The organism is Cellulosimicrobium arenosum (assembly GCF_014837295.1).
In the GTDB taxonomy this organism is placed as follows: Bacteria; Actinomycetota; Actinomycetes; order Actinomycetales; family Cellulomonadaceae; genus Cellulosimicrobium; species Cellulosimicrobium arenosum.
Genome location: NZ_JACYHB010000001.1, coordinates 341689 through 355216 on the forward strand (window position 1 = coordinate 341689; position 13528 = coordinate 355216).

Sequence of the window (13528 nt, forward strand, 5' to 3'; positions counted from 1 at the left end):
CCGTCGCCCGCACGAACGAGTATCGGTAGGGGCGCCGGTCACGAGGTGCCGAGGCTTGCCCGAAAGGCTGTCCGACAGGACCTCGTGTGCTGCGGTGTCACTCGATACGGTCGCGGCAGCCCGGCGGTACTGCCGGTCACACGGGAGAGGTCGCCATGCCCTGGGAGCGAGAAGATCTGCAGCGCCGGACCCTGGCGGGCCGGGTACCGGGCGACCGGCCGCGCGGACGGGCGACCGGAGCCCCTCGTCCAGGTGCGGCGCAGCAGGTCGGGTCCGCACCCCGCCCGCTCTCTCCTGCGGGCGTCCTGCAGCTCCAGCGCGTCGTCGGCAACGGTGCCACGGCCGGGCTCGTGACCGGGGACCACGGGGTCACGGTCCAGCGTGACTACAGCCCGGAGGAGATCGCGGCGATCACGAGGCTGCAGGCACTCGTCAGGGCACGTCGAGTGCGTGCGCAGGTTCGCGTGCGCCAGGAGGCGCCCGGCATCGTCGGCGTCCGGGTCCGCAACAGCGACCCGCGGGCCCTGGGGGACATCAGCGGGACCCCGTTGGCCGCGGTGCGCCAGCACCTCAGGGACGACACGGAGTACAACCAGCTGAGGGTGCTCGGCGGGGCGACGCAGGGCGCGGTCGTCGGTCCGGGGACCGGCGAGGGCGGGAAGCTCGCCGGCGCGCTGGCCACCGGGCTGCCGCAGGGGACGGCAGTGATCAACGGCGGGTACTTCGCGCACACGGAGAAGATCCTGAGCGAGGAGAACTGGTCCGGCCCACGGGTTGACGAGCAGACTCAGGACGCGACGACCGAGGACCCGGAGGTCGCCAAGTACCTCGCCTATGTCAAGGCCGACGAGAAGAGCAACCAGCTCAGTCCGGTCGGCAGCACCGGCCGTCCGGTCGGAGAGACCAGCCACCGGAGCGACCCGCTGCCCATCCCGTCGGAGTACGCCGAGCACTACGGTCAGGTGAATGTCGGCGGTCGCGTCGGGCTCAGCAGCGGGCCCGTGCTGACCCATCAGGGCGTGCCCCGGCACTTCCCCGACGACGACCGCTTCGCGTACCGGCTGCGCCTGGGCGACGACGTGCTGGACAACCCGCGCAACCGGCAGGCGGGGGCGCTCACGCACGTCGGCGACCCGAACGCCCGCGCCGCCGTCTCGACGCAGGGTCGAGACGTGCTCATGCACACGGTCGTGGACCCGAGGATGCGGCCGGGGGACGGGGTGACCATGGCGCAGTGGCAGACGATGACGATGATGGGGGCGGGTGGGCACGTCGCGGGCCGTCCGCCCCTGTCCACCCTGAACCTCGACGGTGGCGGCTCGGTCTACATGGGGATCACCGGACCGGGTGGCGTGCGCGTGGTGGCGAAGGGACAGCGTCCCAGCGAGAAGGTCGAGCGTCCCGTGGGCAACATCATCGCCAGCCTGCCCACGGTGGGGGCGCAGGAGCAGCCCGTGCCCGTGACGGCCGACGACGACCGCCCCGCCGAGGGGTCGGCCGTCGTCGGGCAGTAGTGGACGGGCTCCGGTCAGTCGAGCGGACCGTAGAGTGCAGGGCTCGTGCGCGCGTGCGTCGCCTGCTCGAGCGCGAACGCCAGACCGAGCAGCGGGCCCTCGTCGAAGTCCCGTCCGAGGAGCTCGAGGTTCACCCCGGCGCCGGTGATCGTGCCGTCCGCCTCGGTGGCCACGCCCATCGGCACGGTCACCGCGGGCATCCCGGTGTTGGGGCTCAGGCGCAGGTTGGTGCTCTGCGTCCCGTACGGGTTGCCGCTCGGGTAGACGAGCGCGTCGAGGTCCAGGTCGTCGAGCATCCCGGTGACGAGCGTCTTGCCCTCCGCGAGGACCTTCGTGTGGGTCCCCTCGGGCCCGGCCCACTCCTGGTACGTCTCCTCGGTGACGGCGGCACGGGACTCGTACGTGCGCTGGCGCGACGGCACGAACCGCCCGGACGCGACGATCCCCTCGAGCGTGCGCGCCTCGACCTCGGGAGCGAGGTGGCTGTCCACGTAGTCGGCGAGGTCGTGGCGGAACTCGGGCGTGCTGCCCGAGCCCTCGCCCAGGACGCTCCCGAAACCGTCGGGCAGCACCTCGGTGGAGGTGGCCGGCGGGGTCACCTCGACGACGGTCGCCCCCTGGGCCTCGAGCGCGGCCCGGGTCTGCGCCCACAGCCGCAGCGTGGTCGTGTTGCTCCCGAGCATCGACGGCACGTACCCGATGCGGGCGCCGTCCAGCGCGTCCGCGTCGAGGAACTGGGTGTAGGACGCCGGGACCTCGCCCTCCTGACGCGACGTCACCGGGTCGGCGGGGTCGACGCCCACCACGGCGTCGAGCGCCACGGCCGCGTCGGTGACGCTGCGCGCCATCGGGCCGCCCGTGTCCTGGCTGAGGGCCAGCGGGATGATCCCGTCGCGCGACGCGAGCCCGACCGTCGGCCGCACGCCGACGAGCTGGTTGTACGACGACGGCACCCGGATCGAGCCCCCGGTGTCCGTGCCGAAGCCGAGCCCGGCCAGGTTGGCGGCGATCGCCGCCCCCGTCCCGCCGCTCGACCCGCCGGCCGTGCGGCTCGTGACGTACGGGCTGGCGACCAGCAGGCTCTCCCCGGCGTCCTGGAAGGAGGAGAACTCCGACGCGAACCCGTACGCGAACTCGTCGAGGCTCGCCTTCGCGAGCAGGACGGCGCCGTCGGCGCGCAGGCCCGCCACCATCGTGGCGTCGGTCGCGGTCTGGTTGTCGTCCCAGCACCCGCAGCCGCCGGTCGTGGGCATGTCCTTCGTGTCGTAGTTGTCCTTCACGGCCACCGGGACACCGAGCAGCATGCTCGTCATGCCGTCGGCGGCGCGGATCGCGTCGGCCTGCGCGGCGGCGTCGAGCGCCACGTCGCTCGTCGTGACGATCGAGTGCAGCGGACGCCCACCCTCGGACGTATCGACGAGCGCGTTGTCGTAGGCCGCGATCCGGTCCAGGTACTCCTGAGTGATCTCGACCGACGTCGTGGTGCCGGCGTTCATGGCGCCCTGCAGGTCGACGACGGACGCCTCGACGAGCTCGAACGGGCCGTCGTCGTACAGCATGCGCTGCGAGACGGCGGCGAGGTCGGCGACCGTGATCGCGCCGTCGCCGTCGGCGTCCGCCGGCGCGACCTCCTTCCAGCCCTCGTCCTCGCTCGTCAGGCCGAGGGCCGCGGCGACGACCTCGAGGTCGTCGGCCGTGACCTGCAGGTCGCCCGTGAGGTCGAGCTCGGTGTAGTACGGGGCGAGCAGCGCGCCGGACCCTGCGGGCTCCGGTGCGGCGACGGCGCTCGGTGCGGCGGCGAGCGCGGCGACGAGACCGGTGAGGGTCAGCGCGGCGACGCCCCCGGCCGCGCGGCGGTGCGTGGTGGTCACGGGGCCGTCCTTCGGGGAGCGGGTGGGTGCGGTCTGGTGTCGGCGCGCGCTCATCGGGACGCCACCGCCTTGCGTCGGGCCGCGAGGATGCCTGCACCGGTCGCGACCAGCAGGACGGCACCGCCGACGAGCATCGCGGCGTTCGCGCCGGTCGAGGCGAGCGGTCCGCCGCCCGCACCCGCGGTCGTGGTCGACGTCGGGTCCGTCGTCGGGTCGGCCGAACCGTCGTCCGTGCCGTCGTCGCCCGCCGCGGCAGGGTCGGTCGGCTCGTCGGTCGCGTCGTCGGTCGGGTCGTCCGTCGGTACGACCTCGGCCGCGATCGTGGTCACGGCGCTCGCGGCGTCGGTCAGCTCGTCCGTCTCCTCGTCCGCCCCGACGATCGACACGACGGGGACCGCGAAGGTCGCGGCGCCGTCGGACAGCGTCGTGAACGTCAGGGTCGCGAGCGTGACGTCGCCCTCGAGCCCGGGGGAGGCGCCGAGGCGCGTGTGCGCGACGGCGAGGGTGCCGGCGCCGTCGTCGGACGTGTCGGAGAACCCGCCGTCCGGCGTGACCGCGCTGTCCTCGACGAACGCGACGAGGGCGGGGTCGTAGGAGACGGCGAGGTCGTAGGCGTAGAGGTCGGCCGCGTCGGTGACGGCGACGGTCACGTCGATCTCGGCGCCGATCTCGGCCTCCGCGGGCGCGTCGACCGCGACCTGCGCGACGGACGGGGCGGCGTGCGCCGCCTGGGTGGTCAGCAGGCCCGCGGCGAGCGCGAGGCCGCCGGCGAGCGCGACGCGTCGTCGGGCCCGACGGCGCGTGGTGGCGTGGGTCATGGGGGAGCGGTTCCTTCCTGGAGCGGCTGCACCGCACCCGTCGGAGGGTGCGTCGCCAGGAGCGATGCTCACAGGAGGCTGTTTCCCGATCGTTTCCTGCATGTAAGGCCCAGTCGCTCCGTGCGTCGAGCCCGGACTCCGACCTCGCAGACGGGCGCGCGATGAGAATCGGGGACCCGGCCGGTCGGCCCCTCATGTCGCTGACGCGGATCCACAACCTGTCCATCTCCCTCGACGGCTTCGCCACCGGCGAGCCGCAGTCCCTCGAGGCTCCGTTCGGCCATGCCGGCCAGCGGCTCCACGAGTGGATGTTCGCCACCCGGTTCTGGGACGCCGGCGGGACCGCCGGCGTCGACGACGCGTTCGCCGTGCGCCACGAGGACGGCATCGGCGCCGAGATCATGGGCGCCCACAAGTTCGGGCCGCCGGGCTGGCAGGACGACCCGGGGTGGACCGGCTGGTGGGGGCCGAACCCGCCGTTCCACACCCCGACGTTCGTGCTCACCCATCACCCGCGACCGTCGCTCGAGATGGAGGGCGGCACCACGTTCCACTTCCTCGCCGCGTCGCCGGCAGCGGCGCTCCAGGAGGCACGCGCAGCTGCCGGCGGCCAGGACGTCCGGATCGGCGGTGGGCCGAGCGTCGTCCGCGACTTCGTCGCTGCGGGTCTCGTCGACCACATGCACCTCGTCCAGGTGCCCATCGTGCTGGGGCGCGGCGTGCGCGTGTGGGACGGGCTCGAGGGCCTGGAGGACGACTACGCGGTCGAGGCGGTCTCCTCGCCCAGCGGCGTCACGCATCTCACGTTCACGCGGACCGGCCCCGGGCGCGGTGATCCCTCCTGACCGGGACGGGTGCGGAGCCCGCGCTGGGCCGACCGACGAGGCCTGGTGTATCGTGGAGGTCGCGCTCATGTCGCAGGGTTGTTCTCCCGCGACGTACTTCGGTCCTCAGCATCGGAGCAAGGCCGTGCGCGCCCCAGGCAGCAGACGCTGCCGTCGACGATCTCCGCCCACCGAGCGCGGAGCGAAAGCAGAGACATCACCTCCACCATCCTTGAACGACCCGAGACCACTGCTGTCCCGGGTGCATCCGGACCAGACCTCGTGCTGCGCCATGCCGACGACGACCTGTGGGTCGCGACGTCGAACGGCGAGTACGCCGGTCTGGTCACCCGACGCCCCGACGGCTTCCACGTCCACGACCGCTACACGCGGCCGCTGACCGTCGTCGCGGCACTCGAGCACGCGCACCGGCATCTCGCCGCCCCGCGTGCCGACCGGGCGGACTCCCGCCCCCACCACCGTCAACGCCTTGCGAGGCACGACAACCGAGCCCGTGTTCGCGGGCCGGTCGCATCAACGAGAGAAGACATCATGGCTACAGGCACCGTCAAGTGGTTCAACGCCGAGAAGGGCTTCGGCTTCATCGCCCCGTCCGACGGCTCGGCCGACGTGTTCGCCCACTACAGCGAGATCGCCGCCACCGGCTTCCGCTCGCTGGAGGAGAACCAGAGCGTCACGTTCGACGTCACCCAGGGCCCCAAGGGCCCGCAGGCGACGAACATCCAGACCGCGTGATCGCGCGTCCTCCGTGCTCGCGCGGAGGACGCCACCTCAGAAGGGCCGTGCTTCCGCGCGGCCCTTCTGTCGTCCCCAGGGGTGTTCCCGCGCGCTGGAGCTGCCCGGTCTAGGCTGCTGTCGTGCAGGTGACGTGGCCGCAGGCCCTCGCGTGGCGACTGCGACGGCAGCTCCTCGACCCGGTGGGCGAGGAGCCGGTGGCGGTCGTCGTCGGTCGCCTGGGCGCGGTGCCGGCGGCGTCGGACGCCGAGCTGGCGGTCCGCGTGCGGCAGACGACGTCCCGTCCCGGCGAGGTAGCGCAGGCGCTCGCGGCCGGCGAGCTGCTCGCGGTCTACGCGTTCCGTGGCGCGACGCACCTCGTGACACCGCAGGACGGCGGGGCGTACCTCGCGGTGCGCGCGGCCGGGAGGATGTGGGAGCGCACGAGCTGGCGAACGTACTACCGCCTGGAGCCGAGGGACTGGCCGGGCCTGCGGGAGGCCGTGCGTGACGCGCTCGCCGACGGGCCGCTGACGCGCGACGAGCTGGCGACGGCCGTGACGCGGCACGCCGCCTACGCCCACCTGGGCGACGCGCTCACCGACGCGTCGCACACGTTCCTCAAGCCCTTCGTGTGGCAGGGCGACATGTCCTTCGGTCCGTCCCGCGACGGCGAGGTGACCTTCGTGCGCCTGGACGCGAACCCGCGCTGGACGCCCTGGCCCGATCTGGACGCCGCGGGTCACCACGCGCTCCTGGCCTACGTCGGCACGTACGGACCGGTGACGCCGGCGCACGCGCAGTACTGGCTCGGGGAGGGCCTCGGCGCGGGCCGCGCCCGCGTCCGGCGCTGGTGGCACGAGCTCGCGGGCCGGTTCGCCGACGTCGACGTGGACGGCGAGCTCGCCACCGTGCTGCGCGAGCACGCCGAGGAGCTGGCGGCGACCGAGCCGTCGACGAGCGTGCGCCTCCTTCCTGGCCACGACCAGTGGGTCCTGGGGCCCGGGACGGCGGACGCGCACGTCGTCCCGTCCGCGCAGCGGCAGGCGGTGAGCCGCGGGGCGAACCTCGCCGTGGTCGGGGGAGTCGTGGCCGGCACGTGGGCGGTCCGGGGCGACGCTCTCGAGACCCGGTGGTTCGACGACACGCGCCCGGCGCCGGACGGGCTGACGGACGAGGTCGAGCGGATCGCCAGGATCCTCGGCAGTCCGCTGCGGAGCGCCACGCGGACCGACTGACCCGTCGCCGCCGAGTCCGCGTGGGCTCTGTCGGAAGTGCTGTCCCGGGCTCCGGTCAGCAGGTGAGGGCCTGGTGGGCGACGGTCTGCGACGCCTCGCCGTCGTCGTCACCGTCGCTCGCGGTGACGGTCACCGTGCCCGCGGCGAGCCCGTCGCGGGCGGCGAACGCCTGGTAGGCGTTCGAGCCCGCGGCGACGTCCGCGAAGGTCTTGGCGCCGTACGCGGTGGCGACCTCGACGTCGAGGGGCACGTCCTCGTCGTTGGTCACGCGCACCGCGAGGTACGGCCGCCCGCCGAGGCAGCGCGGCTCGACCTGCGTGGTGATCGCCGGGGTGGCCCAGGCCGGGCTGACGTAGATCGTGTACGACGCCGAGGCGTCGTCGCCCACGCCGTTGCTCGCCGTCACCGTGAAGCGGTACGCGAGGGCGGTCGTCGCGCTCCCGCTGATCTCGCCGGTCGTCGTGTCGAGGCTCAGGCCGGGCGGCAGCGTTCCGCGCGTGACGGCGAACGTCGGCGCCGGGTAGCCCGAGGCGGTGAGGGTGAACGAGTACGGCTCGCCGACGACGGTCCCGCCCGGCATGCCGGACGTCAGCACCGGGGCGCCGGCCGAGGCGAGCAGGTCGAGCGAGATCGAGTCGGCGATCGCCTTCTGTCCGGCGACGTTGGCGTGGACCCCGTCGCCCGTGTCGTACGCCGGGAGGATCGAGTTCGGGTTCGCGGGGTCGCGCAGGACGGCGTCGAAGTCGAGCACGCCGTCGCACGTCCCGCTGCAGTCGCCGCCCTCACGGACGAAGTCGTTGACCGTCGCGCGGTACTCGTTCATGAGGTTCGTGTACCCGGGGCGCGGGGTGATGGGCGTGACGTACACCTTGATGCCTGCGTCGTGGAGCTGGTCGAAGATCAGCCGGTAGCTCGACAGGATGGCGCTCGCGGAGCACCCGTTCGCGAGGTCGTTGGTGCCGTAGTAGAAGATGACGCCGGTCACGCCGCTGAGCGCCAGGACGTCACGGTCGAGCCGCGACACCCCGTCGAGACCGCCGCCGCCGCACGCGGGAGCGCTCGTCGTGCCGCTGATGCCCGCGTTGACGACGGCGAGCTGCCCGGACGCGGGGAGCTCGTCGACGACGCGGCGCGCGAGCTCGTCGGTCCAGCGCTTGTCCTGGCCGAACGCGTCGCAGCCAGGACCGCAGTTCTCGCTGCCCACGCCGTCGACCACCGAGCTGCCGTACGCGACGATCGTCCCGGCGAGATCGGTGTCGTAGACGTCGACCGCGCTGACGAAGTACGTCCACGGCAGGTTCTCGGTGAAGGACGCGCCCGAGAGCTCGCCGTTGCGGTTGCCCGAGCCCGCAGCCGCGCCGTAGTTGTTGCGCCCCGCGCGGTCGTGCAGGCTCGCGACCGTCGGGCGCGCCAAGAAGAACGTCGTGGCGAGCTCCTGCTGGGCCGTCGTCTCGATGCTCGTCGGGTCGCTCCACACCTCGCCGCCGACGGGGATCGTGACGCTCTCGGCGCCGTCGAACGTCAGCACGCGGCTCGTGCCGTCGACGATCGCCGGGCCGCCCGCGCTCACCGCGAGGGACGTCTGGTCGATGATCAGCGGGCGCGTCCCGTACTGGTTCTGCAGGCGGATCCGCACCGCGTCGCCGCCCTGGGTCAGTCGCGTGACCATGCGCATCGACTGGTTGTCGAAGTTCTTGCCCGACACGCGCTGCTGGGACTGCGCCCAGCTGGTGAACCAGCCGTCGTCGTCGGCCTCGTCGACCTGAGGTGCAGCGGCAGGCTCGACGGCCTGGACGGTCGGTGCCGCCGCGATCTCGGCCGTTGCCGTCGACGCCGGGGCGGCGGTGGCGAGGCCTCCGGTGAGGGCGAGGCTGGTCGCGAGGGCGAGGAGCGTAGCGGGGCGATGCGGCGTCATCGGAGCACCTGATTCCTGGCGTGCACGCGGTCGGAGCGTCGGACGACCGTGTCCGCGCGTGCCTCACCATCGAGGTTGATAGCGTTGTCAGCGCCGACCGTAGCAGCGTGCCGACGCCGGAGCCACCGGGCCAGCGGATGAAATGCCCCGGGTTGCCTCGGACTCCTCGGCGTGTGGCAAGGATCATGCGGCCGCCGCGTCAGACGGGCCCCTCTCGTGCGCCAGACAGATGCATCATGTATCTATGCCACGTACCACCAGCGGCTCCGCCACGGAGCAGGCCTTCCGCCACGTCAAGCGCCTCGTCCTGGACGGGAGCCTGCCCGGCGGGTCGATGACGAGCGAGGGCGAGATCGCCGACCAGCTCGGCGTGAGCCGCACGCCCGTGCGCGAGGCGTTCCTGCGGCTCGAGGCCGAGGGGCTGCTGCGCCTGTACCCGAAGCGTGGGGCGCTCGTCGTGCCGATCGCACCGGGCGAGGTGGACGACGTCCTCGACGCCCGGCTCCTCGTCGAGACCCATGCGGCGCTCGGCGTCGCGCGTCTCCCGGACAGCGAGCTCACCGCGCTCGTGGCCCTCCTGCGCGACCTCGTCGTCGCCCAGGAGGCCGCCGTCGCCGACCGCGACGTCGCCGAGTACGCCACCCTCGACGCGAGGTTCCACGCCGAGATCGTCGCCGCCGGTGGCAACGACCTCCTCACGGCCTTCCACACGAGCCTGCGCGAGCGCCAGCAGCGCATGGTCGCGCACAGCGTCCGCCGGAGCGAGGGCCGCGCCGCGGCGTTCGTCGTCGGGCACTCCGCGCTCGTCGACGCGCTCGAGGCCCGCGACACCCGCACCTACAAGCGCCGGATCCAGCGCCACCTCGACGACGCGCGGACCGGCCTGTGAGCGCCGCGACCCCGACCCGGACCGACCCCGGCGGGACGGCCCGGGTGGGGAACCCGCGCGTCGGGCACCGGGCGTGGCTGCCCGTCGCGCTGGTCATGGCCGCCGTCGCGTGGGGCGGCAACGAGTTCACGCCGCTGCTCGTCATGTACCGGGAGGTGGGGGACTTCTCGGCCGTGACCGTCGACGCGCTGCTCGCCGCGTACGTGCTCGGCATCGTGCCCGCACTGCTGCTCGGCGGGCCGCTGTCCGACCGGTACGGGCGCAGGCCCCTGCTCCTGCCCGCCGCGCCGGTCGCGCTCGCCGGGTCGCTCGTGCTCGCCGCGGGCGCGCAGTCGGCGGCGCTGCTCGCCGTCGGGCGCGTGCTGTGCGGGGTGGCGCTCGGTCTCGTCATGGCCGTCGGGACGACGTGGGTCAAGGAGCTCAGCGACGCCGCGGCGCGCGAGTCCGGCGCGGGTGACGGCGCCTCCGGCGCCCGGCGCGCGGGCCTCTCCCTCACGCTGGGGTTCCTCGTCGGGGCCGGAGTCGCCGCGGCCCTCGCGCAGTGGGCGCCCTGGCCGACGCACACCGCCTATCTCCTGCACGGGGCGCTCGCGGCCGTGGCGGGCGTGTGGGTGCTGCGCGTCCCCGAGACCCGTGCGGTCGCGGCCTCGATGCCCGACGGCGCGGGTCGCGGCCGGCTGCGCGACGACCTACGCGTGCCCGCGGTCGCGCACCGACGGTTCCTGCGCGTCGTCGTTCCGGTCGCACCCTGGGTGTTCGGGTGCGCAGGCAGCGCGTACGCCGTGCTGCCGGGACTCGTCTCGTCGAGCGCGGGGAGCTCGCCCATCGCGTTCTCCGGTCTCATGACCGTGCTGGGGCTCGGGTGCGGCGTCGGTATCCAGGTGCTCGGCCGGCTCATCGACACCCGGCACAGCGCGCGGGCGTCCGTCGTCGCGATGTCGATCGTCGTGGTCGGCATGGGGCTCGGCGCCCTCGCCAGCGCGCGCCTCGACCTCGTCACGGCGCTCGCCGCCGCGATGGTGCTCGGAGCCGGGTACGGGCTCGCCCTGGTCGCCGGGCTCAGTGAGGTGCAGCGCATCGCCGGGCCCGACGACCTCGCCGGGCTCACCGCGGTGTACTACTCGCTGACCTACCTCGGGTTCTGCGTGCCCGTGGCGCTCGCGGCACTGTCCGTGCGGTGGACGTACCCGCAGATGTTCCTCGGCGGGCTCGTCATCGCGCTCGTCTGCTTGGTAGTCGTCGCGTTCGCCTGGCGGGCGCACCTGCCGACGGGGGAGCGGAGTGCCGTTCCGGCGACCGCAGACGAGAGCGACCGCACAGCCCCGACCGGGGCAAACGGTGCGCTGGAGCCGACGCGGATGGGGTAGAGTATCCGAGGCTTCACGGGGTCCGGACGGTACGGAAGTTCGTACGGAACCGACCCCGGGGATCCAGCCACGGGCTGTGGCGCAGCTTGGTAGCGCACTTGACTGGGGGTCAAGGGGTCGCAGGTTCAAATCCTGTCAGCCCGACCGTGCGATGTCGCAGGACATCCCGGACAGCCGGACCTACGTTCTTGTAGGTCCGGCCGTTTGTTTTCCGGGTGCGGGTCCGGATGGGCGTCCGGTGGGTTGTTAGTCCTTGGTGGGGTCGAGGACGAGCTCGCGCAGGAGTTCGTCGGTGGGGGCGTCGACGACGCGGATGTCGAGGTCCTGGACGAGGAGCAGGTGACGTGATCACCTGGCCGTGCGGCGAGCCAGCAGCGGTCGAGTTCGCGACCGGGACGACGCTCCCCGACTCGGCTCCGGGCGGTATCGACCACCCGGAGTCCGGTGTTCAGAGCGAGGCGGACTCGTCGCGCACAGAGGTCGTCGGCCCGTGGCCGGTGTAGACGACGGTTCCTGCGGGCAGGGTGAGCAGACGACGTCGGATCGAGTCCTTGATGACGCGTTCGTTGGAGAAGGACCGGCCGGTCGCGCCGGGGCCGCCCTGGAACAGCGTGTCACCGCTGAAGAGCACCGGTGTGTCGAGCCCTTCGCGTATGAAGAGGCATGTGGAGCCAGGGGTATGGCCGGGAGTGTGGATCGCCTCGACGGTGAGCCCCGCGACCGCGATCGTGTCGCCGTCCCACAGCTCGTGCGTGGGGGAGTGGTCGGGGTGCGCGCGGTGCCACAGTGCGAGGTCGGCCGGGTTCAGGTACGTCGAGGTAGTGAGGCGCGACGCGGCCTCCAGCGCCTCCGAGACATGGTCGTCGTGGCCGTGCGTGAGCACGATGGCGACGACGCGTCGCTCGCCGACCTGCTGGACGATCGCGTCGACGTCGTGGGCGGGGTCGATGACGAGGCACTCCTCGTCGTCGCCGACGATCCAGACGTTGTTGTCCACGTCCCACGAACCACCGTCCAGCGTGAAGACGCCGGACGTCTCGATGTGCTCGATCCGTGCGCTCACAGCTCGACCACCGATCGCAGCACGGTGCCGTTGGACATCTTGTCGAACGCCGCTTCGACGTCGCCCAGACCGATGCGCTCGGTGACGAACGCGTCGAGGTCGAGGCGGCCCATCCGGTACTGGTCGACGAGCATCGGGAAGTCGCGCGACGGCAGCGCGTCCCCGTACCACGCGGACTTGAGCGAGCCGCCACGACCGAAGATCTCGTCGAGGGGGAGCGTGATGGTCGTGCCCGGTTCAGGCACACCGACGAGGACGACGCGGCCGGCGAGGTCGCGGGCCTCGAAGGCCTGGCGGTAGGTCGCGGGGATGCCGACGGCGTCGACCACGAGGTCGGCGCCGAACCCACCGGTGATCTCGCGGATCCGGGCGACCGCGTCCTCCGTCGTCGAGTTGACGGTGTGGGTCGCGCCGAGCTTCCGGGCCGTCTCGAGCTTGTCGTCCGCGACGTCGACGGCGACGATCGTCGTCGCACCGCCGAGCCTCGCGCCGGCGACCGCTGCCGTGCCCACGCCACCGCAGCCGAAGACCGCGACGGACTCGCCGCGCTCGACCTCACCGGTGTTCAGCACCGCGCCGATGCCCGCCATCAGGCCGCAGCCCAGGAGCCCGACGGCGGCGTTCTGCTCGTCCGCCAGGTCGCCGTCGATCGGGGTGCACTGCCCCGCGGCGACGAGCGTCTTCTCCGCGAAGGCCCCGATCCCGAGCGCCGCGGTGAGCTCCGTGCCGTCCTCGAGCGTCATCTTCTGCGTGGCGTTGTGCGTGTCGAAGCAGTACTGCGGCTGCCCCTTGCGGCACGCGCGGCACTGCCCGCACACGGCACGCCAGTTGAGGATGACCTTCTGGCCCACCGTGACCTCGCTCACACCGTCGCCGACGGCCTCGACGATCCCGGTCGCCTCGTGGCCGAGGAGGAACGGGAAGTCGTCGCTCACACCCCCCGCGACGTAGTGCTTGTCGGTCTGGCACACCCCGGACGTGAGGACTGTGACGAGTGCCTCACCCGGGCCGGGGTCCGGGACAAGAATCGTCTCGACGGTGACCGGCGCGTTCTTGCTGCGCGCGACGACACCCTGAACGCGGTGAGTCAACTGTCCTCCTCGAATCTCGGCCGGGGAGCTCCCGCACCGTTCGACACGCCTGAGCCTATGTCGAGGACAACCCGCTCGCCGAGCTCCCCGAACCCCCACGCACCCCGCGCATCGCGTCGCGGTGAACCAGAAGGCTTGGCTCCTCGCCCAGCACCTCGGCACGGGGCCTCGTCCGGGCGTCGGCAGGGTCCGCCGCGGCCTAG

Annotated in this window: 11 protein-coding genes and 1 tRNA gene; 7 read left to right on the forward strand and 5 right to left on the reverse strand. The window is 72.9% G+C overall.

Going from position 1 to position 13528, the window contains the following annotated elements:
* The first annotated feature begins 155 nt into the window (after positions 1–155).
* Positions 156–1514 carry a phosphodiester glycosidase family protein gene (locus IF651_RS01555; protein ID WP_191827309.1) on the forward strand — a complete coding sequence of 453 codons (1359 nt, stop codon included), beginning with the start codon at positions 156–158 and terminating at the stop codon, positions 1512–1514.
* A gap of 14 nt (positions 1515–1528) precedes the next feature.
* Here IF651_RS01555 and IF651_RS01560 read toward each other — a convergent pair whose 3' ends face one another.
* The gene (locus IF651_RS01560) at positions 1529–3385 is read right to left on the reverse strand and encodes an amidase family protein (protein WP_338403696.1); all 1857 of its coding nucleotides are present in this window, start codon (positions 3383–3385) and stop codon (positions 1529–1531) included.
* A gap of 50 nt (positions 3386–3435) precedes the next feature.
* Complete coding sequence (locus IF651_RS01565) at positions 3436–4203, reverse strand: cohesin domain-containing protein (RefSeq protein WP_191827311.1); 768 nt, start codon at positions 4201–4203, stop codon at positions 3436–3438.
* 194 nt (positions 4204–4397) lie between these two features.
* Between IF651_RS01565 and IF651_RS01570 the strand changes: the two genes are divergently transcribed.
* From IF651_RS01570 to IF651_RS01580, 3 genes are all read left to right on the forward strand, one after another.
* Complete coding sequence (locus IF651_RS01570; RefSeq protein ID WP_191827575.1) at positions 4398–5048, forward strand: dihydrofolate reductase family protein; 651 nt, start codon at positions 4398–4400, stop codon at positions 5046–5048.
* Positions 5049–5579: 531 nt separating this feature from the next.
* Positions 5580–5783: a cold-shock protein gene (locus IF651_RS01575; RefSeq protein ID WP_191827312.1), complete on the forward strand. Its 204-nt coding sequence runs from the start codon at positions 5580–5582 to the stop codon at positions 5781–5783.
* A 122-nt stretch (positions 5784–5905) separates the two neighbouring features.
* Positions 5906–7000: a DNA glycosylase AlkZ-like family protein gene (locus IF651_RS01580; RefSeq protein WP_191827313.1), complete on the forward strand. Its 1095-nt coding sequence runs from the start codon at positions 5906–5908 to the stop codon at positions 6998–7000.
* A gap of 55 nt (positions 7001–7055) precedes the next feature.
* Here the strand turns inward: IF651_RS01580 and IF651_RS01585 are convergent, their stop codons facing one another.
* Positions 7056–8915 carry a GDSL-type esterase/lipase family protein gene (locus IF651_RS01585; protein ID WP_191827314.1) on the reverse strand — a complete coding sequence of 620 codons (1860 nt, stop codon included), beginning with the start codon at positions 8913–8915 and terminating at the stop codon, positions 7056–7058.
* 244 nt (positions 8916–9159) lie between these two features.
* Here IF651_RS01585 and IF651_RS01590 point away from each other — a divergent pair, with 244 nt between their 5' ends.
* The 3 genes from IF651_RS01590 to IF651_RS01600 all read left to right on the forward strand — a co-directional run bounded on the left by IF651_RS01590 (position 9160) and on the right by IF651_RS01600 (position 11315).
* The gene (locus tag IF651_RS01590) at positions 9160–9804 is read left to right on the forward strand and encodes a GntR family transcriptional regulator (RefSeq protein ID WP_191827315.1); all 645 of its coding nucleotides are present in this window, start codon (positions 9160–9162) and stop codon (positions 9802–9804) included.
* Positions 9801–11171 carry an MFS transporter gene (locus IF651_RS01595; protein ID WP_338403697.1) on the forward strand — a complete coding sequence of 457 codons (1371 nt, stop codon included), beginning with the start codon at positions 9801–9803 and terminating at the stop codon, positions 11169–11171. Before IF651_RS01590 ends, IF651_RS01595 begins: the two co-directional genes overlap by 4 nt.
* A 70-nt stretch (positions 11172–11241) precedes the next feature.
* Positions 11242–11315, forward strand: a tRNA-Pro gene (locus tag IF651_RS01600).
* Positions 11316–11619: 304 nt separating this feature from the next.
* Here IF651_RS01600 and IF651_RS01605 read toward each other — a convergent pair.
* Positions 11620–12234, reverse strand: a complete 615-nt coding sequence (locus IF651_RS01605) for an MBL fold metallo-hydrolase (protein WP_191827316.1) — start codon at positions 12232–12234, stop codon at positions 11620–11622.
* Positions 12231–13325 carry an S-(hydroxymethyl)mycothiol dehydrogenase gene (locus IF651_RS01610; protein WP_191827317.1) on the reverse strand — a complete coding sequence of 365 codons (1095 nt, stop codon included), beginning with the start codon at positions 13323–13325 and terminating at the stop codon, positions 12231–12233. The genes IF651_RS01605 and IF651_RS01610 overlap by 4 nt, the downstream gene beginning before the upstream one ends.
* Positions 13326–13528 lie beyond the last annotated feature (203 nt).